Source organism: Nesterenkonia sp. K-15-9-6 (genome assembly GCF_052656005.1).
Genome location: NZ_JBQYEY010000037.1, coordinates 1 through 21,440 on the forward strand (window position 1 = coordinate 1; position 21,440 = coordinate 21,440).

Annotated in this window: 21 protein-coding genes and 1 tRNA gene; 15 read left to right on the top strand and 7 right to left on the bottom strand. The window is 68.3% G+C overall.

Annotated features, from left to right (window positions below):
* Positions 1-89 precede the first annotated feature (89 nt).
* A complete protein-coding gene (locus tag SD455_RS15710; RefSeq protein ID WP_311024904.1) occupies positions 90-839 on the top strand; it encodes a phosphotransferase family protein in 750 nt (249 codons plus the stop codon).
* A 139-nt stretch (positions 840-978) separates the two neighbouring features.
* On the opposite strand, the gene SD455_RS15715 is transcribed toward SD455_RS15710, so the two are convergent.
* On the bottom strand, positions 979-2,232 hold the full coding sequence (locus SD455_RS15715; protein WP_445508662.1) for a prolyl oligopeptidase family serine peptidase: 1,254 nt from the start codon (positions 2,230-2,232) through the stop codon (positions 979-981).
* Between the two features lie 133 nt (positions 2,233-2,365).
* Here SD455_RS15715 and SD455_RS15720 point away from each other — a divergent pair, with 133 nt between their 5' ends.
* The 7 genes from SD455_RS15720 (at position 2,366) to SD455_RS15750 (ending at position 8,866) form a co-directional block, all read left to right on the top strand.
* The gene (locus tag SD455_RS15720) at positions 2,366-3,037 is read left to right on the top strand and encodes an HAD-IA family hydrolase (RefSeq protein WP_445508663.1); all 672 of its coding nucleotides are present in this window, start codon (positions 2,366-2,368) and stop codon (positions 3,035-3,037) included.
* A gap of 38 nt (positions 3,038-3,075) precedes the next feature.
* The gene (locus SD455_RS15725; protein ID WP_083277546.1) at positions 3,076-3,531 is read left to right on the top strand and encodes a MarR family winged helix-turn-helix transcriptional regulator; all 456 of its coding nucleotides are present in this window, start codon (positions 3,076-3,078) and stop codon (positions 3,529-3,531) included.
* A 132-nt stretch (positions 3,532-3,663) separates the two neighbouring features.
* Positions 3,664-4,617 (top strand): phosphate/phosphite/phosphonate ABC transporter substrate-binding protein, encoded by a 954-nt coding sequence (gene phnD, locus SD455_RS15730; RefSeq protein WP_445508664.1) that lies wholly within the window; start codon positions 3,664-3,666, stop codon positions 4,615-4,617.
* A gap of 10 nt (positions 4,618-4,627) precedes the next feature.
* On the top strand, positions 4,628-5,407 hold the full coding sequence (gene phnC / locus SD455_RS15735; RefSeq protein ID WP_445508665.1) for a phosphonate ABC transporter ATP-binding protein: 780 nt from the start codon (positions 4,628-4,630) through the stop codon (positions 5,405-5,407).
* Between the two features lie 5 nt (positions 5,408-5,412).
* The gene (gene phnE, locus SD455_RS15740; RefSeq protein WP_070160553.1) at positions 5,413-7,170 is read left to right on the top strand and encodes a phosphonate ABC transporter, permease protein PhnE; all 1,758 of its coding nucleotides are present in this window, start codon (positions 5,413-5,415) and stop codon (positions 7,168-7,170) included.
* Positions 7,167-8,051 (top strand): inositol monophosphatase family protein, encoded by an 885-nt coding sequence (locus SD455_RS15745; RefSeq protein ID WP_311024897.1) that lies wholly within the window; start codon positions 7,167-7,169, stop codon positions 8,049-8,051. The genes phnE and SD455_RS15745 overlap by 4 nt, the downstream gene beginning before the upstream one ends.
* A gap of 89 nt (positions 8,052-8,140) precedes the next feature.
* Positions 8,141-8,866: an ASCH domain-containing protein gene (locus tag SD455_RS15750; protein WP_070160557.1), complete on the top strand. Its 726-nt coding sequence runs from the start codon at positions 8,141-8,143 to the stop codon at positions 8,864-8,866.
* Positions 8,867-8,875: 9 nt separating this feature from the next.
* Here the strand turns inward: SD455_RS15750 and mgrA are convergent, their stop codons facing one another.
* A complete protein-coding gene (gene mgrA, locus SD455_RS15755; protein ID WP_070160558.1) occupies positions 8,876-9,925 on the bottom strand; it encodes an L-glyceraldehyde 3-phosphate reductase in 1,050 nt (349 codons plus the stop codon).
* A 72-nt stretch (positions 9,926-9,997) separates the two neighbouring features.
* Here mgrA and SD455_RS15760 point away from each other — a divergent pair, with 72 nt between their 5' ends.
* On the top strand, positions 9,998-10,543 hold the full coding sequence (locus SD455_RS15760; RefSeq protein ID WP_070160560.1) for a hypothetical protein: 546 nt from the start codon (positions 9,998-10,000) through the stop codon (positions 10,541-10,543).
* A 25-nt stretch (positions 10,544-10,568) separates the two neighbouring features.
* Here SD455_RS15760 and SD455_RS15765 read toward each other — a convergent pair whose 3' ends face one another.
* From SD455_RS15765 to SD455_RS15785, 5 genes are all read right to left on the bottom strand, one after another.
* Positions 10,569-11,048, bottom strand: a complete 480-nt coding sequence (locus SD455_RS15765) for an Hsp20/alpha crystallin family protein (protein ID WP_237089956.1) — start codon at positions 11,046-11,048, stop codon at positions 10,569-10,571.
* 128 nt (positions 11,049-11,176) lie between these two features.
* Positions 11,177-12,346: a cysteine desulfurase family protein gene (locus tag SD455_RS15770; protein ID WP_445508666.1), complete on the bottom strand. Its 1,170-nt coding sequence runs from the start codon at positions 12,344-12,346 to the stop codon at positions 11,177-11,179.
* Positions 12,347-12,390: 44 nt separating this feature from the next.
* On the bottom strand, positions 12,391-13,233 hold the full coding sequence (gene nadC, locus SD455_RS15775; protein ID WP_070160587.1) for a carboxylating nicotinate-nucleotide diphosphorylase: 843 nt from the start codon (positions 13,231-13,233) through the stop codon (positions 12,391-12,393).
* A gap of 49 nt (positions 13,234-13,282) precedes the next feature.
* Positions 13,283-14,557, bottom strand: coding sequence for a quinolinate synthase NadA (gene nadA / locus SD455_RS15780; protein ID WP_070160564.1), 1,275 nt, complete (start codon positions 14,555-14,557; stop codon positions 13,283-13,285).
* Positions 14,554-15,309: an NUDIX hydrolase gene (locus SD455_RS15785; protein WP_445508667.1), complete on the bottom strand. Its 756-nt coding sequence runs from the start codon at positions 15,307-15,309 to the stop codon at positions 14,554-14,556. Before SD455_RS15785 ends, nadA begins: the two co-directional genes overlap by 4 nt.
* Before the next feature lie 140 nt (positions 15,310-15,449).
* Here SD455_RS15785 and SD455_RS15790 point away from each other — a divergent pair, with 140 nt between their 5' ends.
* The 6 genes from SD455_RS15790 (at position 15,450) to SD455_RS15815 (ending at position 21,368) form a co-directional block, all read left to right on the top strand.
* A complete protein-coding gene (locus SD455_RS15790) occupies positions 15,450-16,550 on the top strand; it encodes a YeiH family protein (RefSeq protein WP_445508668.1) in 1,101 nt (366 codons plus the stop codon).
* 75 nt (positions 16,551-16,625) lie between these two features.
* Complete coding sequence (locus SD455_RS15795) at positions 16,626-17,648, top strand: Rv2578c family radical SAM protein (protein ID WP_445508669.1); 1,023 nt, start codon at positions 16,626-16,628, stop codon at positions 17,646-17,648.
* Positions 17,649-17,717: 69 nt separating this feature from the next.
* Positions 17,718-18,056: an antibiotic biosynthesis monooxygenase family protein gene (locus SD455_RS15800; protein WP_070160572.1), complete on the top strand. Its 339-nt coding sequence runs from the start codon at positions 17,718-17,720 to the stop codon at positions 18,054-18,056.
* A gap of 51 nt (positions 18,057-18,107) precedes the next feature.
* Positions 18,108-18,180 (top strand) — tRNA-Arg (locus SD455_RS15805).
* A gap of 183 nt (positions 18,181-18,363) precedes the next feature.
* Complete coding sequence (locus tag SD455_RS15810) at positions 18,364-19,995, top strand: amidohydrolase (protein WP_445508670.1); 1,632 nt, start codon at positions 18,364-18,366, stop codon at positions 19,993-19,995.
* Positions 19,992-21,368: an APC family permease gene (locus SD455_RS15815; protein WP_445508671.1), complete on the top strand. Its 1,377-nt coding sequence runs from the start codon at positions 19,992-19,994 to the stop codon at positions 21,366-21,368. Before SD455_RS15810 ends, SD455_RS15815 begins: the two co-directional genes overlap by 4 nt.
* Positions 21,369-21,440 lie beyond the last annotated feature (72 nt).

The following is a 21,440-nucleotide window of genomic DNA, read 5'->3' on the forward strand; positions in this document are numbered from 1 at the left end:
GCATGTGCAGGCCCCTACATCCCCGCTATATCAACGATCCCCGGCCGCGCTGTACACACATTTTGGCCTATAACCCAAGAATGGCCGGCATGGCTGAGGTCGAGGTCGTCGTCGCGCACAGGCAGCGTGCCACCCTGCGCGTGGGGGACGTCTTTCTGAAGATCGACGGGGACCCGGCGCACGCCGAGGTCGAGATCCGGGCGATGGCCAGGGCGCCGATTCCCACCCCACGGATCCTCTGGCATGAGCCGCCGGTGCTCGCCATCGCTGCCGTGCCGGGTGCAGCACTTGGAGTCCTCGGAGAGCCTTCGCCGGCGTCGCGGCAGGCGTGGGCCGCGGCGGGAGCCGCCGTCCGCAGACTGCACGAGGCGCCGTTGCCGCCGTGGCCGGGTCGCCGACTCGAGGACGTGGCGGACCAGCTCGACCGTGAATGTGCATGGCTGCTCGACACTGGTGTGCTGCCTGCCGAGGTGGTCCGGCGGAACCGGGAGATCGCCGAGCCTGCACTGAGACCCCGGAGGCCGGTGTTCATCCACGGTGACCTTCAGCTCACCCACGTCTTCGTCCACGCTGATGAGGTCACCGGCGTCATCGACTGGTCCGAGGCCGCCCCCGGCGACGCCATGTTCGACCTCGCCATCCTGACGCTCGGGCATGAGGAACGTCTCGATGATCTGCTCGTCGGCTACGGCACCGCCGACGTCGACCGTGAGGTGATCCGCGCCTGGTGGTCACTGCGCAGCCTGACGGCGTCGCGCTGGCTCATCGAGCATGGCTTCGATCCGGACGCCCCGGGGTGCGAGTTCGACGTGCTGCGGGCCCGGATGGACGACTCCTGACCCGCAGGTCCCACTCGAAGAGGCGGGCGAGCTGCGAGCGTAGGCGAGACCGGGGCCTCATCCTGGGGACGGAGCCCGCGGCTGGGGGAGATGCCGGGGGATCGGGGCCGGTCCTCTCCGCCTCGGTCCGGCGGGGGCTTCAGCGTGACTGGTCGGCCATCCACTCCCACAGGGAGACCCCGTCATGTGTGGGGTCGTTCTGTGCGGTGTAGATCCAGGAGAAGTGTCCTGGGTAGTCGACGCCGTGGAACGAGACGTCGTCATAAATGCTCAGGATCGAGCTGGGGAGCAGTTCGTGGGCCCATGTGCTGGTCTCCTCCACGGGCACCACGGGGTCATCTGCGGAGTGGATGAACCAGGTGGGGGTGTCTGCGAGCCGGGAGATGTCCTCCTCGTCCACGCGTCGGTCCTCGGCGCCGGTCGTGGTGTAGGCCGGGCAGGTGATCGCGGCCGAGGCGAAGTCCTCTGGGAAGGCCGAGATCAGCACCGTGGCCATGTAGCCGCCTGCTGAGGCGCCCATGACATGGATGCGGTCGGTGTCGATGCGCTCCCGTCCGGCGACCTCGTCGATCAGGTCTCGCAGCTGCTGAGCGTAGTCGGCTGACGGCGTCTCGTACCAGGTGTCCGGGACCTGTGGGGCCAGCACATAGGCGCCGTCGAAGATCTCCTGCGCCTCAGGGGTCGCCGGGCCGACCGCGCCACGGTTCGCCCGCAGCTGCGGCTCATTGTCGTAGAAGCCTCCGTGCCCGCCTTCGCCGTTGCCGTGGAGCCAGACGATCAGGGGCTTCTGGTCCCGGCCGGGGGCAGGGCGGGACAGTCGATAGTTCACTCCCGTCGAGGAGACTCCCGTGTCGAAGGCATCGACCTCCGGACTGACGAGTTCGCCCTGTTCCAGCGCACTGAAGGTCACCTCGCGCCCCGTGCGCAGCCTCAGGGGTTCCTCCTGCTCCACCGTGTAGTCCAGGTCCAGGGTGATGTTGCGACCTGCAGGGTCGAGATACCCCAGCGTGGCCCCGCCTGGGAGGTCGAACGCTGTCTCCAGGTCGAGCTGGATGTCGCCGGACGGGGTCAGCTGCGCGTCGGTCACCGCGCGTTCCTCCGCGTACACGGTCTGCTCCTCGCCCATCAGATCGACGTCGTCGGGATACCGGGCTTCAGCGTGGACGGTGAACGTGGAGGTGGTGAGGGACTCTTCGTCCAGCGGTCTCAGGCGGTGTCCGTCGATCGTCACGGAGGTCACCTGCTCGCCGCCGTCCAGGACATCCGCCTGCAGAGTGAACTGCGCCTGGGGAGAGTGGCCGGGCGGTCCGTCCGGCGGCTCGGCCGCAGCGGGCGAGACGGATAGGGTGGTGATGACCGTCGCTGCCATCAGCGCCGTCGCCCGGGTCTTCATGATGCGCTCCTCATCTGGATGCCGAGACGCCCTTCGGGCGCCGTTCGCACCTTATGATCTGCATCACACAGGATCAATCGCCGTCCAGAAGGTGAGACCAGGGTGATGTCCGTCGTCGACCCCAGGAGCTTTCATGGCCACCTCCGGTTCCCCGTCCGCCAGAACCTTCCACGCCGCCCTGCTGGACATGGACGGAACGCTCGTGGACTCGCGCGCGGTGGTGGAGAAGCTCTGGCTGCGCTGGGCGCGGCGGCATCAGCTCGACCCGGAGCTCGTGCTCCGGACCGTCCACGGCCGGCAGGGGCAGGAGAGCATGGCCATGCTTCTGCCTGGCCGGCCTCAGGAGGAGAATCTGCGGGAGAACCGCGAGATGCTCGCCACTGAGGCGGTCGATACCGACGGGGTCGTCGCGATCGCGGGAGCCTCTGCTCTCCTGGGCGCACTGGAGGGCCTTCCTCATGCGCTGGTGACCTCGGCGGATGCCCGATTGGCGGCCGCCCGAATGGGTGCGGCCGGGCTGCGGATGCCTGATCTGTGGGTCACTGCGGAAGATGTCACGGCCAGCAAGCCCTCGCCGGAGGGCTTCCTGAAGGCGGCGGAGAAGCTGGGAGTCGCCCCGGCGGAGTGTGTGGTCTTCGAAGACTCGCAGGCAGGGGTCGAGGCTGGGGTCGCTGCCGGCATGGCGGTCCTCGGCGTCGGATCTCATGCCGCGGAGTATGAGCCCGCGTGGGCGGTGGAGGACCTGACACAGATCGTGGTGGAGCCGGCGCCGCGACATGATGCCTTCCAGCTGCTTCTGCCCTGACCCAAGCGGAAGTCCGGTGCCCGACTAGAGTGGTGCCCATGGTGGCCACTGCTCAGACTTCCCGTTTTCCGATGGCCGGCGACATCGGCTGGCTCATGAATCGGCTGAACCAGCTGCGGGCCGACCGGCTGCGCACGCTGCTGGAGCCCCTGGGGCTGAGCGCCCGGTCGGCAGCGATGCTGACGGCGGTGGCGAGCCTGCCGCAGCCCGTGGCGCAGTTCGAGGTCTGCCGTGCCCTGGTGCTGGATCAGGCCAGTGTGGCGATCATCGCTGATGCCCTCCAGAAGGACGGGCTCATCGAGCGGGTCAGGGACGCCCGTGACCGACGGCGCTATGCCATCACCCTCACCGAGGCCGGTGCGGAGCTTCAGCGCCGTTGCGCCGACATGTCTCGGGTCGCTGAGGATGAGCTGGTGGCGGGGCTTCCTGACGGTGACATCGACACCCTGCGGGGGCTGCTGACGGAGCTGGCCACACGCCGCGGCATCATCTGACCAGGGCGGATCTGCGTCCTGCCAGTCTCTGGTAGACCGTCTCTTGACCTCGTGACCTGTATCACTTTATAGTCCTAATAGTTTGTAGTACAAACTCTTGGATCATCAGCACCGGATGAGAGGCAGAGCATCATGGGACACAGGGGACACATCATGCGCTGGACGGCAGGGGCCGCCGTCGCGGCGCTGGGGCTGACGGCCTGCGGGGCCGGAGACGACGGCGGCGACGCGGGAGACGGCGGCACCTTGAACTTCGGGGTCGTTCCGTTGGAGACGGCGACCGAGACCCTCGACAACTGGAGCTTCTTCATCGACAAGTTCGAGGAGGAGACCGGCTACCAGATCGAGCTCTTCGAGGCGACGGATCCGGCCGCCGTGATCGAGGCGACCATCGCGGGGGACCTGGACTTCGTCCAGCTGGGGCCGTTCGCCCAGTGGATCGCACGAGACAACGGCGCCCAGCTCGACACCGTGGGCGCGACGGCTCCGGACGAACAGGGTCCGCGCAACGAGGCGGTGGCCGCCGTCCGGGCCGACTCCGGCATCGAGGACATCACGCAGCTCGCCGGAGAGGACATCTGCTTCATCTCACCCGGATCCGCCACCGGCTATCTCTTCGGAGCAGCCGCCTTCCTGAGCGAAGGGATGGATCCGGAACGTGACGTCAACGGCATCTTCGTCGGTGACCACGCCTCGGCGGCCCGGAGCATGTACGACGGCGAATGCGCCGCAGTATTCACCCACCGCGAGTACGCCGAGGTCATCTTCTTCGACGACAACGACGACGTCGAGCCCGGAGCCCTGGACATCATCTGGCGGGACGAGGTGCCGGAAGGTGGAATCTCCGTCTCCACGGAGATCGACGAGGAGCTGCAGACGATGATCACCGAGACCATCCTGGAGCTCAACGGAGATGCCATCTACGAGCGCGGCGAGTGCCCTGACGATCTGCAGGCCGAAGGTGAGACCGGGGACTTCTGCCGGGTCATGGGCCAGTTCTGGGGGATCGTCTCCGAGGACGAGTCCTACTGGGAGCCGATCGCAGAGGTCTGCGAGCTCACCGATGCCCCGGCCTGCCAGAGCTGAAGGAGCGACGATGACGAACAGCTCGAGTGACCTCGCGGTCAGCCTGCGGGGGATCACCAAGGAGTTCAATGACGGTGAGGTTCTGGCGCTGCGCGGGATCGACCTGGACGTCCCGCGGGGTCAGAAGCTGGTGCTGATGGGGCTCTCGGGGTCGGGGAAGTCGACCACGTTGCGGGTGCTGAACCGGCTGCATGATCCGACCTCCGGGGAGATGACGGTGCTCGGTGAGGACCCGATGGCGATGTCGGCCCGTCAGCTGCGCCGGTTCCGACAGCGGGTGGCGTTCGTGTTCCAGCACTTCAACCTGGTGGGTCGGCTGACCGCGCTGGAGAACGTCATGGCCGGAGCGCTGGGCAGACTGCGGGGACCCCGGTACGGGGTGATGACCTATCCCAATGCGATGCGCCATGAGGCCCTGGCTCAGCTGGAGCGGGTCGGGCTCGGGGACCAGGCCTTCCAGAAGGCCGGCACGCTCTCGGGCGGGCAGCAGCAGCGGGTCGGCATCGCGCGGGCACTGTTCCAGAAGCCCGAGCTGGTGCTGGCCGACGAGCCGGTGGCCTCCCTGGATCCGGAGTCGTCTCGGCAGATCATGGAGCTGCTGCTGAAGGTCTGTGAGGAGGACGGGCTGACGGTGATCTGCAGTCTGCACCAGGTGGAGCTGGCCATCGAGTGGGCTGACCGGATGGTGGGCCTGCGCCATGGAGAGATCGTCTTCGACCGGGATGCCTCCCAGATCACGATCGCAGATGCCTCGACCATCTATGCCAGCACTGATCCGGAGGCGGCATGAGTGTGATGGAGACTGTGCGTCCGCGGGTGCTGCGGCCGCCCAAGGACAAGAAGCGACGGCGTCTGCAGCTGGTCGGTCTGGCGGTGATCGCGCTCTTCGGGGTGGCGCTCTGGCAGACCGGGTTCACGCCCTGGAACGTGTGGGGCCGGATGGATTCGGTGGTCAACCTGATCGATCGGATGATGCCGCCCAGTTTCGTCGACTGGCAGCGCTACGTCGTCGCCGTCATCGAGACGCTGTGGATGGTGCTGGCGGGTACGGCCATCGCCCTGGTGCTGGCGGTGCCGGTCTCGGCGCTGGCGGCGCGGAACATCACCACCGGGCCGGTGGCGTACAACATCTGTCGATTCATCATCACCTTGACCCGTGCGGTGCCTTCTCTGGTCTTCGCCCTGATCTTCGTCCGAGCCATCGGTGTGGGGCCCACTGCCGGGGTGTTGGCGATGGGGATCAGCTCGATCGGGATGATCGGGAAGTTCTTCGCGGACCGGATCGAAGAGATCGACATGGGCATCGTGGAGGCCAGTCGGGCCTCCGGCGCCACCCGGATCCAGACCTTCTTCTCGGCGGTGCTGCCGCAGGTGATGACCAACTGGATCTCGCTGTCGCTGTACCGGATCGACATCAACCTGCGCAGCGCGGTGATCCTGGGCTTCGTCGGTGCTGGTGGCATCGGTCTGGAGCTGCAGCGGGTCCAGGGACAGATGGTCTACACCCGGGTGATGGCCATTGCGATCATCATCTTCGTCCTGGTGCTGCTCACGGAGCGGCTCTCCGCGATGGCGCGAGCCGCTGTGCTGGGCCGCGAGGCTCCAGCCAAGGAGAATCCCTTCTCCCTGCGTGCGATGTATCGAGGTCTCACTGCCCGCCGCGCGGGACGCGGCGGCGCTGCGCCCCTCGGCGCTGCTCAGGCTGGTGCCAGGGATGCGGATCTGCAGCGGGCGCGCACACCTGCCTGGCGTCGGCCCAAGGCCGAAGGCCGTATCAGTGTGGGCTGGGACGTCTTCCGGCTGCGGCGCTGGATCATGGGCGTCTCCGCGGTGGTGCTGACGGTCGGCAGCTTCGTGCTGCTGGGCTTCGGCCCGGTGCAGCTCATCGCCGCGATCCAGGACATCGTGCCCTATGTGGTGAGCATGTTCCCGCCGGACTTCGTCACCAACTTCACGCGCCATCTGGATCTGATGCTGGAGACCATCTGGATGGCATTGGCCGCCACCGTGCTGGGGCTGATCATCTCGCTGCCGATCGGGATCCTCGGGGCGAAGAACGCGACCTTCCATCCGATCGCGGAGAAGCTGGCCCGGTTCTCCACCGTCGTGGTCCGGGGCATGCCGGAGCTGATCATCGCGGTGCTGCTGGTGGTCGCCTTCGGGATGGGACCGCTGGCCGGGGTGCTGGCCCTCACCATCGGATCCATCGGACTGGCCGGAAAGCTCATCGCCGACACGATTGAGGACACCGACCTGTCGAAGCAGAACGAAGCTATGCGAGCTGTGGGTTCGAGCTGGCTGCAACGCACAGTGACCTCCACGATCCCGACGGTGATGCCCGGGATCGTCGGGGTCGGGCTCTATATGTTCGACGTCTTCGTCCGAGCGGCCACGGTGATGGGCATCGTCGGAGCCGGCGGCATCGGGCTCGCACTGGATGCCTCGATCAGAGGCCGGCAGATGGATCAGACCCTGGCCCTGATCATCATGATCTTCATCACCGTCTATGCCACGGAGAGATTCTCCGGCTGGCTCAGGAGGCAGATTCTGTGACACATACTCACCACGACGGCGCGACGGACGACTCGCTGGGTCTGGCCCGCATCGCCCGGCGCGCGGCCGAAGCTGTGGCCGATGACATTCGGCAGGCCTTCACTGAGACGGTCGAGGTCGAGCACAAGACCTCGGAGTTCGATCCGGTCACCGAGGTCGACCGATCCTCGGAGCGTCGGATCCGGGAGATCCTGGCGGAGGCGACTCCGCACGCGGCCATCGCCGGAGAGGAGTTCGGTGCCACGGAGCCGACCGATTCCGTCGGTTCTGCGTCCCTGCGGTGGCATATCGATCCCATCGACGGCACCCACAACTTCATCGCGGGGATCCCCTACATCTCCACCTCGGTGGCCGCCGAGGTGGAGGGGGTGATCGTGGCCGGTGCAGTGCATGACCCCTTGCGGCGCGAGACCTTCTGGGCTTCCGACGATCAGGCGTGGGTCGACGACTCCGTGCTGGCCTCGGCGGCCGAGGATCCCGGGCGGCCCGGAGTGCTGACCTCGCAGCCCTTCCAGGGGCTGCGCTCCACCGGGGCCGAGCTCGAAGAGCTTGTGGAGATCTGCCGCAGCTTCGGGATCGTCCGGAATCCGGGGTCGTTCGCCCTGCAGGTCGCTCACGTGGCCGCGGGTCGGGCCAGCGGGGCCTTCGAACTCACCGGTGCGGCACCGTGGGACATCGCTGGGGGGATTGCGGTGGCCCAGGCCACGGGATGCACCCACCTGCGGCTGGGGCAGGCTCCGCCAGGGTTCGGGGACTGGGCCAGCCACTCCTACCTGATCACCCGCGATCCCGCCAGGGCTGCTGAGATCGGCCCCCGCCTGGCCCGTCTCATGGCCCACGGCGAGGTGCCGGAGGTGTTCGCCAAGTTCATGGCGATCTGACTCAAGCAGACACGCTCGGCTCAGGCAGGCTCTGAGGTCCGGTCCCATCACGGGGCCGGGCCTCATCGTCTGCCCGTAGACTGCACTCCATGCTGACGCTCAACGACCGCCGTGTCCTGACTGCCGCACGGGAGGTCACGTCCCGTCTCGGGCCGGGGGACGAGCACACCGTCGGTTCCGCAGCGATCGACATCTCCGGGCGCATCCACACCGGGGTCAACGTCCACCACTTCACCGGTGGCCCCTGCGCGGAGCTCGTGGTGCTGGGCCAGGCCGCCGCAGTGTCCTCTGACCGGCTGATGACCATCACCGCTGTGGGCGATGACGGCCGTGACGTCATCGCGCCCTGCGGACGATGCCGCCAGGTGATGCTCGATCTTCATCCTGACCTCGAGGTGCTGGTGCCGCCGACCGACGCCACCGCAGGGGAGGCGGCGACGCCGGTGTCGATCCGCGACCTGCTGCCACACGGGTACCGGTCGCCGGACGCTGATGCCGGGCGGGTGCTGCGTTTCGCCGGCCAGTACTACGACGATGTCGCCGACGGTCGCAAGACCGTGACCATCCGGCTGGGAGACCCCCAGCGGATCGGCCCGGTGACCATGGTCTTCGAGCAGGCGGAGGTCGCAGGGTTCCAGGTGCTCTCCGGCGTCGTGGAGACCATCGGGCAACGCCGGTTCGGGGAGCTGACCGCCGAGGACGTGCGGCGGGAGAACGCCTCGTCGCTGGAGGCTCTGCGCTCCGGGCTGCGGGGCCACTATCCGCACATCACGGAGGAGGACGTCGTCGACGTCGTCGGCTTCCGCCTCGCCTGATGAGCCGGATCAGGCGGACGTGCTGCGGCGCGCGTCGCCCCAGATGTCGATGCCGGCGTCGACGGCGTGCTGGTCGATCTCGGCCAGCTCCTCGGTGGTGAACGGCGCGCTGCGCAGGGCCTGCAGGTTCTGCTCCAGCTGCTCGACCCTGCTCGCACCGATCACCAGCGAGGTGACCCGCTCGTCTCGCAGAGCCCAGGCCAGTGCCATCTGGGCCAGCGTCTGGCCGCGCCGCTGGGCGATGTCGTAGAGTGCGCGGATCCGAGCCAGGTTCTCTTCGCTGAGGAAGCCGTCCCGGAAGGACGGCTTGGTCGCGGCACGAGAGTCCTCCGGGACGCCGTCGAGGTACTTCTCCGTGAGCATTCCCTGAGCGAGCGCACTGAAGGCGATCACGCCCACGCCCTCCTCCTCGACCGTGTCCAGCAGGCCGTCCTGCTCGATCCACCGGTTGAACATCGAATACGAGGGCTGATGGATCAGCAGGGGAGTGCCCAGCTCCTTCAGGATGGCCGCGGCCCGGCGGGTGTCCTCCGGGGAGTAGGAGGAGATTCCGGCATAGAGGGCCCTGCCGGAGCGGACGGCGGTGTCCAGAGCGGCCATCGTCTCCTCGAGCGGGGTGTCCGCATCCGGGCGATGGGAGTAGAAGATGTCCACATAGTCCAGCCCGAGACGGTCCAACGAGGCATCCAGGCTGGAGAGCAGATACTTCCGGCTGCCTCCCGGCCCGCCATAGGGGCCCGGGTGCATGGTCCAGCCCGCCTTGGTGGAGATGATCAGCTCATCCCGGTAGGGGGCGAGGTCCTCTCTCATGAGCCGACCGAAGTTGATCTCCGCCGAACCCGGAGGGGGACCGTAGTTGTTCGCCAGATCGAAATGCGTGATGCCGGAGTCGACGGCGAAGCGCACGATGTCCCGCTGCCGTTGGAAAGGGACGTCGTCACCGAAGTTGTGCCACAGGCCCAGCGAGAGCGGCGGCAGCACCAGGCCGGAGCGACCGACCCGGCGGTAGTCCAGCCTCGAGTAGCGGTCGTCGGCGGCGAGGTAGGGCCGGTGGCTCATGGGTGCTCCTGTTCGGTCGTCGGGCCGCTGGCAAGCCTACTCCTGCCGGGGCGGGCCGACTACGATCAGTCCATGGTGACGTCACAGAACACAGCAGCGATCGCCCGCGCGACGGGCCGGCCGTGGGACGCCTGGCTCGAGGAGCTCGACGGCGCAGGCGCCCGCGAGATGGACCATCCGCAGATCGCCGGGCTCGCGATCGCCCGCATGCCCGAAAGCCTGGACAACCCCGGCTGGTGGGCCCAGGGAGTGGCGGTGGCCTATGAGCAGCATCATGGGATGCGGGTCCCGGGGCAGACCAGCGACGGGATGTTCCAGGCCTCGGCCAGCAAGACGTTCCGCGGCACGCGGGATGAAGCGTGGGCGGCCTGGACGGAACTCGTCGCCGACCGTGAGGAGTTCAACGGCGTCGGGCTCGCCCAGGCGCCCACGACCTCTGAGACCCCGAAGTGGAGATACTGGCGGGTCTCCTTGGAGGACGGCACCAGGGTGAGTGTGGGCGTCACACCCAAGGGTGACGAGAGGGCAACCGTCGGCCTGGAGCATGCGAAGCTCGGCTCTCCTGAGGAGATCGACCGGTGGAAGCCCTTCTGGAAGGCGCTGCTCGCCGAGCTGTGAGCAGACCCCGGTCACGGATCGGTGCTCAGCTCTCGATCTGCTCCTGGGCGCCGGAGCCGGACCGGGTCACCTGGATGCGCTGCGGAGTCTCTGCGGAGTAGACGCCTGCGACCCTCACGGTCAGCACGCCGGCGTCGTAGTCCGCTGTCACGGAGTCCGAGGGGACCTCCTGCGGCAGAGTCACCGTCCGGGAGAAGCTGCCGTATCGGACCTCGCGCAGTCCTTCTGCCTCGCGCTCGTCACGGCGCTCACCGGAGACGGTGAGGCTGCGTCCGGTCAGCTCCACTGAGACGTCCTTCTCCGGGTCCACCCCGGGAAGGTCCACACGCAGCACCAGGTCCTCGCCGTCGCGGTGGGCGTCGACGGCGGGGACGAAGCCCGTGGCTTGTCCTGATTCCATGCGGGGAGCCGCGAAGGCCGCGGAGTCGAACAGCGGGGTGCGCAGGGACCGGAAGACGTCGTCCATCAGGGACAGCGGTTCCAGGCGGGTCAGACGGGTGGTCATGAGGATCAGCCCCTTTCGATCTGTTGTCTGGTTGACGGCTTGCAGTCAGATCAACAGCTGTCCGGGGCGTCGTATTCCAAAGTTGAGCGTCATATGCTCAGGTTTTCATATCGCCGTGTCGCTGGCCCTCATGGTGCCGCACAGGCACTGCGGATCAGCGCCTCAGCGGCACGTGCGAGGTCAGCTGATGAGGTGTTGGCGCCGAAGGTGAACCGGACGGCGGTCTGTGCCAGGTCCTCCGGCACGCCCATAGCCGTCAGGCTGGGACTCGCCTCCGAGGAGCCGGCGGCGCAGGCGGAACCGGAGGAGCAGAAGATCCCGGCCCGCTCCAGATCCAACAGTACGGATTCTCCACTGCGGCCCGGCAGGACGAAGGAGGCGTGACCGGCCAGCCGCCGGGTGCGGTGACCGGTCAGGCGAGCTCCGGGGACACCCTCCTCGACGGCGGCGATGAAGTCGTCGCGTCGGCGACGCAGCGTCTCGGTGTCCTCTGCGGCGGCGAGCTCCAGCGCGGTGGCCATGCCGACGGCGCCGGCGACGTCCTCCGTGCCGGAGCGTCGGCCGCGCTGCTGGCCGCCGCCGTGGATCAGCGGCTCGAACGGGGTCCGACGCCGCAGCCACAGGACGCCGACGCCTTTCGGGGTGCCGAGCTTGTGTCCGGCCAGGCTCAGGGCCTGCACCCCGAGTTCGCGGACGTCAATGGTCTCGGATCCAGCCGCCTGGACCGCATCGGTGTGGAACGGCGTGCCGGTCTCGGCGGCGACGGCCGCCAGGGAGGCGATGTCCTGGACCGTGCCGACCTCGTTGGAGGCCGTCTGCACGCTGACCAAGGTGGTGTCAGACCGCAGGCGGCGCTGCAGCTCGTCGGGGTCGACGACTCCGGCATCGTCCACAGGCAGAACGTCCACCTCGTAGCCGATCCTCTCCAACCAGGAGGCCGATTCGGCGACCGCTGGGTGTTCCACGGCGGAGATCAGTACGTGCCGGCCTCGGGGAGCCGCCAAGGCGATCCCCTTGACCGCGGCATTGTCAGCCTCGGTCCCGCCCGAGGTGAACAGGATCTCACCCGGCCTGGCGCCCAGGGAGCGTGCCACACGGGCGCGGGCGTCGGTCAGGGCGCGCTCGGCGGCGAGTCCGGGCTCGTGTCGGCTCGAAGGATTGGCGTGCACCCCGGCGAGCAGCGGCCACATGGCCTCCAGGACCTCGCGGCGCACCGGGGCCGAGGCGGCCGCGTCCAGGTAGACCGTGGAGGGCCCGGAGAGCGTCGGCTGCTCCTGCGGCTCGGGGGTCTGTGTCATGGGAGGATCCTTCACCGGGTCGGGTGCTGCGGCGCACTGAGGGTTCAGCGCGACGTCGTGAAGTCGAGTCCGAGGTCCACGGCCGGCACGCCATGGGTCAATGCGCCGACGCTGATGACATCGATGCCGGTGGCGGCCACCTGGCCGATCGTGTCCAGGGTGATGCCTCCGGAGGCCTCGACCACGGCACGGCCGGCGATGATCTCCACTCCGCGGCGCAGCTCCGGGAGGGAGAAGTTGTCCAGCATGATCGTGTCGGCCCCGCCGGCCAGCGCCGGGGCGATCTGGTCGATCCGGTCGACCTCCACCTCGATGTGCACGGTGTGCGGCAGTCGGGTTCGTGCGGCGGAGATCGCCGCGGCGAGGTCGTCCACCAGGGCGAGGTGGTTGTCCTTGGCCATCACGGCGTCGGAGAGGCCTGACCGGTGGTTGTGTCCGCCGCCGCAGCGCACGGCATGACGTTCCAGCGCGCGCAGCCCCGGAGTCGTCTTGCGTGTGTCGGCGATGCGCACCCCCGTGCCAGCCACCGCCTCGACGTAGCGGGCCGTCAGACCAGCGACCGCCGTCATGCGCTGCACAAGGTTCAGAGCCACCCGTTCGGCGGTCAGGATGGGCCGTGCCGGGCCGTGCACCGAGGCGAGCCGCTGGCCGGCGACGAAGGGTGTGCCGTCGTCGTGATGAACCGTGACCTCCACATCCTGGGACAGCGCCGTCATCGCCGCGGCGAACACCGCGCCGCCGCTGAACACGCCGGCCTCGCGGGCGACCAGGTCGGCCTCGGCCTGTGCGTCGGCCGGCACGAATGCCCACGAGGTGAGGTCCCCGAAGGGGGCGTCCTCCTCCAAGGCGCGATGCACCACAGTCTCGATCTGGCTGCGCGTGAGCAGCGGGTCCCCCGCGACGTCGCGGGCAGGGAGCAGGGGGGTCGTCACGGGATCACCTCGGCTTCGCCGCGAGCATGCGGTCCAGGGCGACCTTCGCCTCTGCTGCGACCTCGTCGTCGACGATGATCTGGTTCTCCACCCGGCCGGCGACGAGCTCGTCCAGCACCCAGGCGAGGTACCCCGGGTGGATCCGGTACATGGTCGAGCAGGGGCAGATCACCGGATCCAGGCAGAAGATCGTGCGGTCCGGGTATTCGGCGGCCAGCCGGTTGACCATGTTGATCTCGGTGCCCACCGCGATCGTGTCACCGGGGGACGAGGCGGCGATGAACTTCCTGATCGCGTCGGTGGAACCGGCGGCGTCGGCGGCGTCGACCACCGGCATGGGGCATTCCGGGTGGACGATGACCTGGCAGCCGGGGTGCTCGGCGCGGGCCTGCTCGATCTGGTCCACAGTGAAGCGACGGTGCACTGAGCAGAAGCCGTGCCACAGCAGCACCTTCGCTTCTCGCAGCCCCTCCTCGGTGTTGCCTCCGAGCTCCCGGCGGGGGTTCCACATCGGCATCTGCTCCAGCGGCACCCCCATGGCCTTGGCGGTGTTGCGACCCAGGTGCTGGTCAGGGAAGAACAGCACTCGGTGAGCACGCTCGAATGCCCACTCCAGCACGGTGGCGGCGTTCGACGAGGTGCATACGATGCCGCTGTGGCGGCCGCAGAAGGCCTTCAGCGCCGCCGAGGAGTTCATGTAGGTCACTGGGATCACCGGGAGCTTGCCCTCGGCATCCGGCTGGGGATCCTCGGGGTCGAAGCCGTAGACCTCGGCGATGTCCTCCCAGGCCTCCTCCACGGACTCCTCGTCGGCCATGTCGGCCATGGAGCAGCCGGCCGCGAGGTTGGGCAGGATCACCTGCTGATCGGCCGAGGAGAGGATGTCGGCAGTCTCGGCCATGAAGTGCACGCCGCAGAACACGATCGTCTCCGCCTCCGGCTTGGTCAGTGCCGCGTTGGCCAGCTGGAAGGAGTCTCCGACGAAGTCGGCGTACTGGACGACCTCGTCGCGCTGGTAGAAGTGTCCGAGGATCACGAGCTTCTCGCCGAGGGCCTCCTTCGCCGCGCGGATCCGAGCATGGAGCTGCTCGTCCTCGAGCTCTCGGTACAGCTGCGGCAGCTGACCGGGGCGGACCGTGCGGTCAGGAATCGGGTCGGACTCGGAGGCGCCGGGCCCGTATCCGGGGGCGACGTCGAACTCCCAGGGGCCTCGTGGCAGCGAGTCGTTGCACGACTCCTTGGGCTTGAGCTCGATGCGGTCGTGGACGGACAGGCTCATGGGTTCTCCTCGATGGTGAGCGTGTAGCGGGAGCGGTTGGGGGCCGAGCGGTAGAGCAGCGGCGGCCGGTGGTTCGTGCCGGTCATCCGACGCCCGGTGCTCTCCACCGAGCCCTGGGCCAGCACCTGGCGGCGGAAGTTCGACGGATCCAGGTCTCTGCCGAGGATCGCCTCATAGACCTCGCGGAGCCGGGTCAGCGGGAACTCCTCGGGCAAGAACGCGTGCGCGATGGGGGAGTAGGTGATCTTGGCGCGCAGTCGCTGCAGGGCATAGCGCAGGATGACGCCGTGGTCGAAGGCCAACGGGGCGGTGCCGTCCTCATGGCGGCGCAGGGTCTCATCGGCCGGGAACCACGCGACGTTGTCCCCGTGGTCGGCCTCGGCGTCCTCCTCGGGACGGACCAGGGCCCAGTAGACGATCGAGACCACGCGCTGGTCCGTCTGGCCGGAACGGTCGACGTCGCCGAAGGCGTAGAGCTGTTCGAGGTGCCGGGGCTCCAGGCCCGTGGTGGCCTTCAGCGTCTCCCGGGCCGAGGCGGCCAGGTCGTGATGGTCCTCCAGGGGTCCGCCGGGCAGGGCCCAGCGGCCGCAGAAGGGGTCGCGGATGCGGCGGACCAGCGGCAGCCACAGCGTCAGGCGGTCCTGTGCGGGGCCCGGGCGCAGGGAGAACACGACGGTGGACACGGCCAGTTCCAGGTGCTGGTGGGGCGCCGGTGCCCGGGCCGTCGTCTGGCTCCCTGCGGGACTCGTCACGATGAGCTCACTCCTTCTGGTGTCTGTGACACTATGCTATCCATCATAAAGTCATGTCAACCTGAAGGGTGGCAGAGGAGGTGGCGACGGCGGAGCGGCCCTGGTCCTGCGGGCTCTCGCCTCCGGCTTAGACTGTCGCGGTGACCTCTCCTGCTCGACGCCGCCTCCGCCAGGGGCTGCCCGCCGACCGCCGAGGCCTCGGACGGGTCGGGCGCCCTGTGCGGCGCCTCGTCCCGGGGCTCGCTGTGGCGCTGATGGCCGCCGTGGCCGCCCACCTGCTCGCCGAGCAGATCCCCGGCGTCTCCGGACTGCTGCTGGCCATCCTCCTCGGCATCGGTCTGCGTGGACTGCGCTGGATCCCGCCGACCTTCGAGGCGGGACTGCGCGTCGCCTCCAGGACCGTGCTGCGGCTGGCCATCGTGCTGCTCGGGCTCCAGCTGGTGCTGGGCGACATGCTGGCTCTGGGCTGGGAGGTACTGGTCATCGTCGCCGGCACGGTGGTGGTGACCTTCGTCGGCACAGTGCTGGGAGGTCGGGCGCTGGGCACCCCTCGAGGGGAGTCGACCATGCTCGCCACCGGCACCGCGATCTGCGGCGCCTCTGCGGTCGCCGCGGCCGCAGCTGCTCTGGACCGTGGAGACGGACGGGACAGCCGCGGTCGGCCGGTGGATGCGGCTGCGGCGATCGCGGTGGCCGTGGTGACTCTCTGTGGGACCATCGCCATGCTCGTGCTTCCGCTGCTCGTCACCATGCTCGGGTTGGACGAGCGGTCCGCCGGCATCTGGATCGGAGCCGGTGTCCACGAAGTGGGTCAGGTGGTGGCTGCGGGAGGGATGGTCGGCGCCACGGCGCTCGCGGTCGCCGTCGTGGTCAAGCTGGCTCGAGTGGTGCTGCTGGCGCCGATCATGGTGGGGCTCGGAGTGGTGGCGCGTCGGCGCGATCCGGGCGGGAGCGCGGCACAGCGAGAGGCGGGACGGCGGCGACCGCCGCTGATCCCCGGGTTCGTTCTGGGCTTTCTGGGTGCGGCCGTGCTGGCCTCTGTGGTGGGGATTCCAGAGGGGGTCATGGATCCGGTCCGTGCTGTCACCATGATGCTGATGACGATGGCGATGGTGGGGATCGGTTCCGGGGTGGACCTGCCCGACCTCCTGCGTCGAGGTGGGCCGGCCCTGGCGCTGGGCGTGTTCGGCACGGTCCTTGCCCTGGGTGTCTCGCTGATCGGCGTGGTCGTGCTCCTCTGAACGGCAGGCCCAGAGGTGCCTCGCCGAGGTCGGAGTCTCTCGACTTTCATTCGAAACTGTGTTCGAATGACAGGTATGCGATGGCAGGGTCAGAGGATCGACGGCGACGACGGCGGGGCGCTGCTGCCGCTCAAAGGCCTGGTGCGCATGGTGCGCACCCCAGACTTCGACGGTGTCACGTTTCATGAGATCGCCTGTCGGTCGGCGCTCAACCGCGTGCCGGCAGGTTCGAACATGCCCTTCACCTGGACCATTAATCCCACCCGGGGGTGTCTCCATCGATGCGTCTACTGCTTCGCGCGGAAGACCCATGAGTACTTGGACTTCGACTCCGGCCGGGACTTCGACACCCAGATCGTGGTGAAGACGAACATCGCGGATGTCCTGCGAGCTGAGCTGTCCAAGCCCAGCTGGGGTAGGGAGCACGTCGCGCTGGGAACCAATTCGGATCCCTATATGCGCGCGGAGGGCCGGTATCGGCTCATGCCTGACATCATCGCGGCGCTGGCCGAGTCTGGGACTCCGTTCTCCATTCTGACCAAGGGCCCGCTGCTGAAGCGGGACCTGCCGCTGCTGCGCGAGGCTGCGCAGCAGGTGCCGGTCTCCGTGGCGGTTTCGCTGGCGATGGTGGATCGGGACCTGCAGCAGCGCGTCGAACCGGGCACCCCGGACCCGCGCGCCCGGCTGAGCCTGATCCGCTCCGTGGTCGATGCCGGACTGGAATGCAAGGTGCTGGCGATGCCGATCCTGCCGTGGCTCACCGACTCCGAGGAGCATCTGGATGCGCTGCATGCCGAGCTGGCCGAGGCGGGAGCGGCTGATGTGACCACCGGAGCGCTGCATCTCAGGCCGGGGGCGCGGGAGTGGTTCCTGGACTGGCTCGCTCGGGAGCATCCCCGCCTGGTGCGGCGGTATCGACGGATCTACCGGGGAGGCTCCTATGCCTCCTCCGAGTACAGAACGTGGCTTGCGGCGCGGGCGAAGGAGGCGCGGCGCAGACACGGTGTCGACCGTCGCCGGGACCCCATGTGGCGGGAGCGCGTGTCGCCGGAGCTGCCGGCCGCGGATCTCGGCCCCCGGCAGCCGGCGCTGTTCTGACTGCCGGGGCAGGCGAGTTCTGGCTGACATCTCCGCGCGGCCTGAGCCCGGGGGTGTCACAATGAATCCATGAGCGTCATCAAGATCAATGCGATCACCGTTCCTGAGGACTCCGGCGATGAGTTGGGCGCCCGCTTCGCCGCACGGCATGGCTCCATGGAGGGCACTCCGGGCTTCGAAGGGTTCGAGCTCTTGCAGCCCACCGATGGCCGCACGGTCTGGCTCGTCGTCACCCGCTGGGCATCGGAGGAGGACTTCGACAACTGGCGGAACTCCGAGCATTTCCAGCGTTCGCACGGTCAGGGCGGCTCAGGAGATCGGGACTCCGGTGACCAGGGGGAGCAGAAGCGACCCCCGGTCGGCATGTCCTCGGAGCTGTGGAGCTACCAGATTTCGGTCACCGGCTGAGGGCTGGTAATCTAACTGGGTCAGAACGTCAGCCCGGCTGACCTGGCCCGCGCCTCCTTAGCTCAGGGGATAGAGCGTCTGCCTCCGGAGCAGAAGGCCGCAGGTTCGAATCCTGCAGGGGGCACCCATCGCCGAAGCCCCGGATCACTGGTCACAGTGGTCCGGGGCTTCGGCGTATCCGGGGTCCATCGCGGGCTGCCGCTCCCGGGTGCCCCTTGACGGCGGAGTGTGACGTGAGCTACAACAGATAACGAATGTAGTTCATTTATCGGGGAGTGCCCCCGTTCTCAGGAAGGCAGCGCCCCGTATGGTCGAGCTGATCATCCACAACGCCCGCATCCGCACGATGACGGCGGCTAGCGATGCGGCGATCGTCACCGACACCGCCGTGGCCGTGGCCGGCGGCATGATCCACGCCGTGGGAGGCGATGCGGAGATCCTCTCGCACGCCCGTGACGAGACCCGGATCGTCGATGCGGCCGGGGCGACGCTGACTCCCGGCCTCATCGACTCCCACTGCCATCCCGTCCTGGGGTGCTCCGCGACGGTCGGCATCGACTTCGGGGGCATGGTGGATCTGGAGTCCGTTCGGGCGGCCATCGCCGAGGAGGCTTCCCGGCTCGGGGCCGGAGAGTGGATCCTCGGCTGGAATCTCGACTACAAGGCCTTCGAGACAGCAGGCATCCGCGGGGATCACTTCGACGGCGTCACCGGCGGGCGCCCGTTGGCCGTGCGCTTCTTCGACATGCACACCGGACTGGCCAACAGCGTGGCGATGGAACGTTCCGGCGTCGACGGAACCGAGACGTTCGCCGACGCCAGCGAGGTCGTGGTGGACGAGGACGGTACGCCCACCGGTGAACTCCGGGAGATTCCGGCGTACTCTCTCGTCTTCGACGCGGTGCCCCAGGGGCCAGCTGAGGAGCTGGCCGGCACGGTCCAGACCAAGCTGCTGGAGATGGCGGCCAGCGGGGTCACCGGCGCCACCATCATGGACGGCGATCGGAAGACCCTGACCACGTTGCAGGCGTTGGAGGAGCTTCCCGGTGGCCTGCCCGTCCGCCTGCAGGTCGCTCTGTGGCATCACCCCGGTGACGATGACTCCGCCGTCGCGCAGCGGATCGCGCTGCTGAGCAGCTCCGGCCGCCGCTTCCGCGTGAGCATGATCAAGATGTTCATCGACGGGGTCATCGACGGCGGCACCGCCTGGCTCCACCAGCCCGACACCCACGGGGAGTCCGCCGAGCCGTTCTGGCCCAGCGTCGACCGCTACGCCGAGGTCGCCGAGGCCTACCACCGGGCCGGATTCCAGCTGGCCACGCACTCCTGCGGCGATGCCGGCGTCGCCCACGTCACCGAGGTCTACTCCCGACTCGACCCGTCAGCCGGCTCCGGGGCACCGCATCGGATCGAGCACCTGGAGACGATGACGGACTATGACGTCGATTCCCTTGTGGAGGCCGACGTCGTGGCCTCCATGCAGCCGCTGCACATGCAGTGGCGGGAGGCGCAGGGCACAGACCCGTGGGCGGCCCGGCTGGGGGAGGAACGAGCATCCCGTGCCTGGCGGGTCAAAGACGTCCTCACCGCCGGCGGGCGGATCGCGCTGGGCTCCGACTGGCCGGTGGCCGAGAGCGACGCCCGCCTCGGACTTGCCTGGGCGCGCCTCCGTCGCCGTCCCGGCCACCCCGAGAGTCAGGTCTTCGAGCCTGCTCAGCGGCTCACCGGTGTCGAGGCGCTGCTGGGGTACACCCGGTGGGCCGCCGAAGCCCTCGGACGCGATGACCTCGGCACGATCACCCCCGGGTCTCAGGCGGACCTCGCGCTCTGGGTCGCCGACCCGGTCGAGACCGACCCCGACGAACTCATCGCCACCCCGGTGCTCCTGACCACTGTGGCAGGGGAGATCATCCACCAGACCCAGGAGGTCACATCATGAGCACAGCATCTTCGACGGTCAGCGAGAGTCCCGCGCTGAGACGCAGTCTCGGACTGCCTTACGCCGTCCTGTTCGGTCTGGCCTACATGGTGCCGCTGACGGTCTTCACCACCTACGGCATCGTCAGCACCATCACCTCCGGGCACCTCGCACTGGCCTACATCATCACCTTGACCGCCATGCTGGTCACCGCACTCAGCTACGCCCGGATGGTGAAGGCGCTGCCGGTGGCGGGATCGGCCTACACCTACACCCAGCGCTCCTTCGGGCCCAACCTCGGATTCCTCGTGGGCTGGTCGCTGCTGCTCGACTACCTCTTCCTGCCGATGATCAACTTCATGATCATCGGGCTCTACCTCAACGCGGCGATCCCCGCACTGCCGGCCTGGCTGATCATCGTGGCCACCATCGTGATCGTCACGGCGATGAACGTGCTCGGCATCAAGGTAGCCGCCGGCTTCAACAGCATGCTCGTGGGGATCCAGGTGGTGTTCATCGTGGTCTTCGTGATCATGAGCGTCGTGACCCTCACCGCCCAGGACGCGCCCATCGACCCGCTGGCGCCCTTCGCCAACGAGGAGTTCCAGTTCGCCGCGCTCATCGCCGGCGCCGCGGTGCTGTGCCTCTCGTTCCTCGGGTTCGATGCGGTCTCCACGCTGTCCGAGGAGACCAAAGACCCCACCCGCACCATCCCGCGCGCCATCCTGATCTGCACGTTCAGCGCCGGTCTGATCTTCATCTTCCTCTCCTGGCTGGGGCACCTGGTCTTCCCCGACTGGACGGACTACAGCTCCGTGGACACCGCGGCCACCGATGTGATGGCGCGCGCCGGCGGGGCGTTCCTGGTGGCGTTCTTCACCGCCGCGTTCATCTCCGGCGGGGCGGCCTCCGCGACGGCCTCCCATGTCTCCGTGACCCGCATCCTCTACACGATGGGCCGCGATGGCGCGATGCCCGGCCGAATCTTTGCCGTGCTGCACCCGAAGTTCCGCACGCCGTACCTGGCGGCGCTGGCCGTCGGGGCCGTCTCACTGCTGGCTCTCGTGCTGCCGTTGGAGCTGGCCGCCGCCATGATCAGCTTCGGAGCGCTCATCGCCTTCACCTTCGTCAACCTCTCCGTGATCAAGTACCACGCGGTCGACAGGGGGCGCCGCCACGGCGGTGACCTCATCCGGTTCGTGGTCCTGCCTGCGATCGGCGTGACGCTGTGCCTGTGGCTGTGGACCTCGCTGTCCCCGGACGCCTTCATGGTCGGTCTCGGATGGGTCGGCGTCGGCCTGGTCTGGTTGCTGGTGATCACACGGGGCCTACGCCGGCCGGCGCCCACGATGGACCTGCAGGAGGTGGAGGACTCGGTCGTCCCCAGCAGCTAGGGCGTGTTGCTAAACCCATTGCAGAGTCGCTGCGAGGCAGAGCCCAGCGTGGAAGTTCCGGGCAGTCTTATC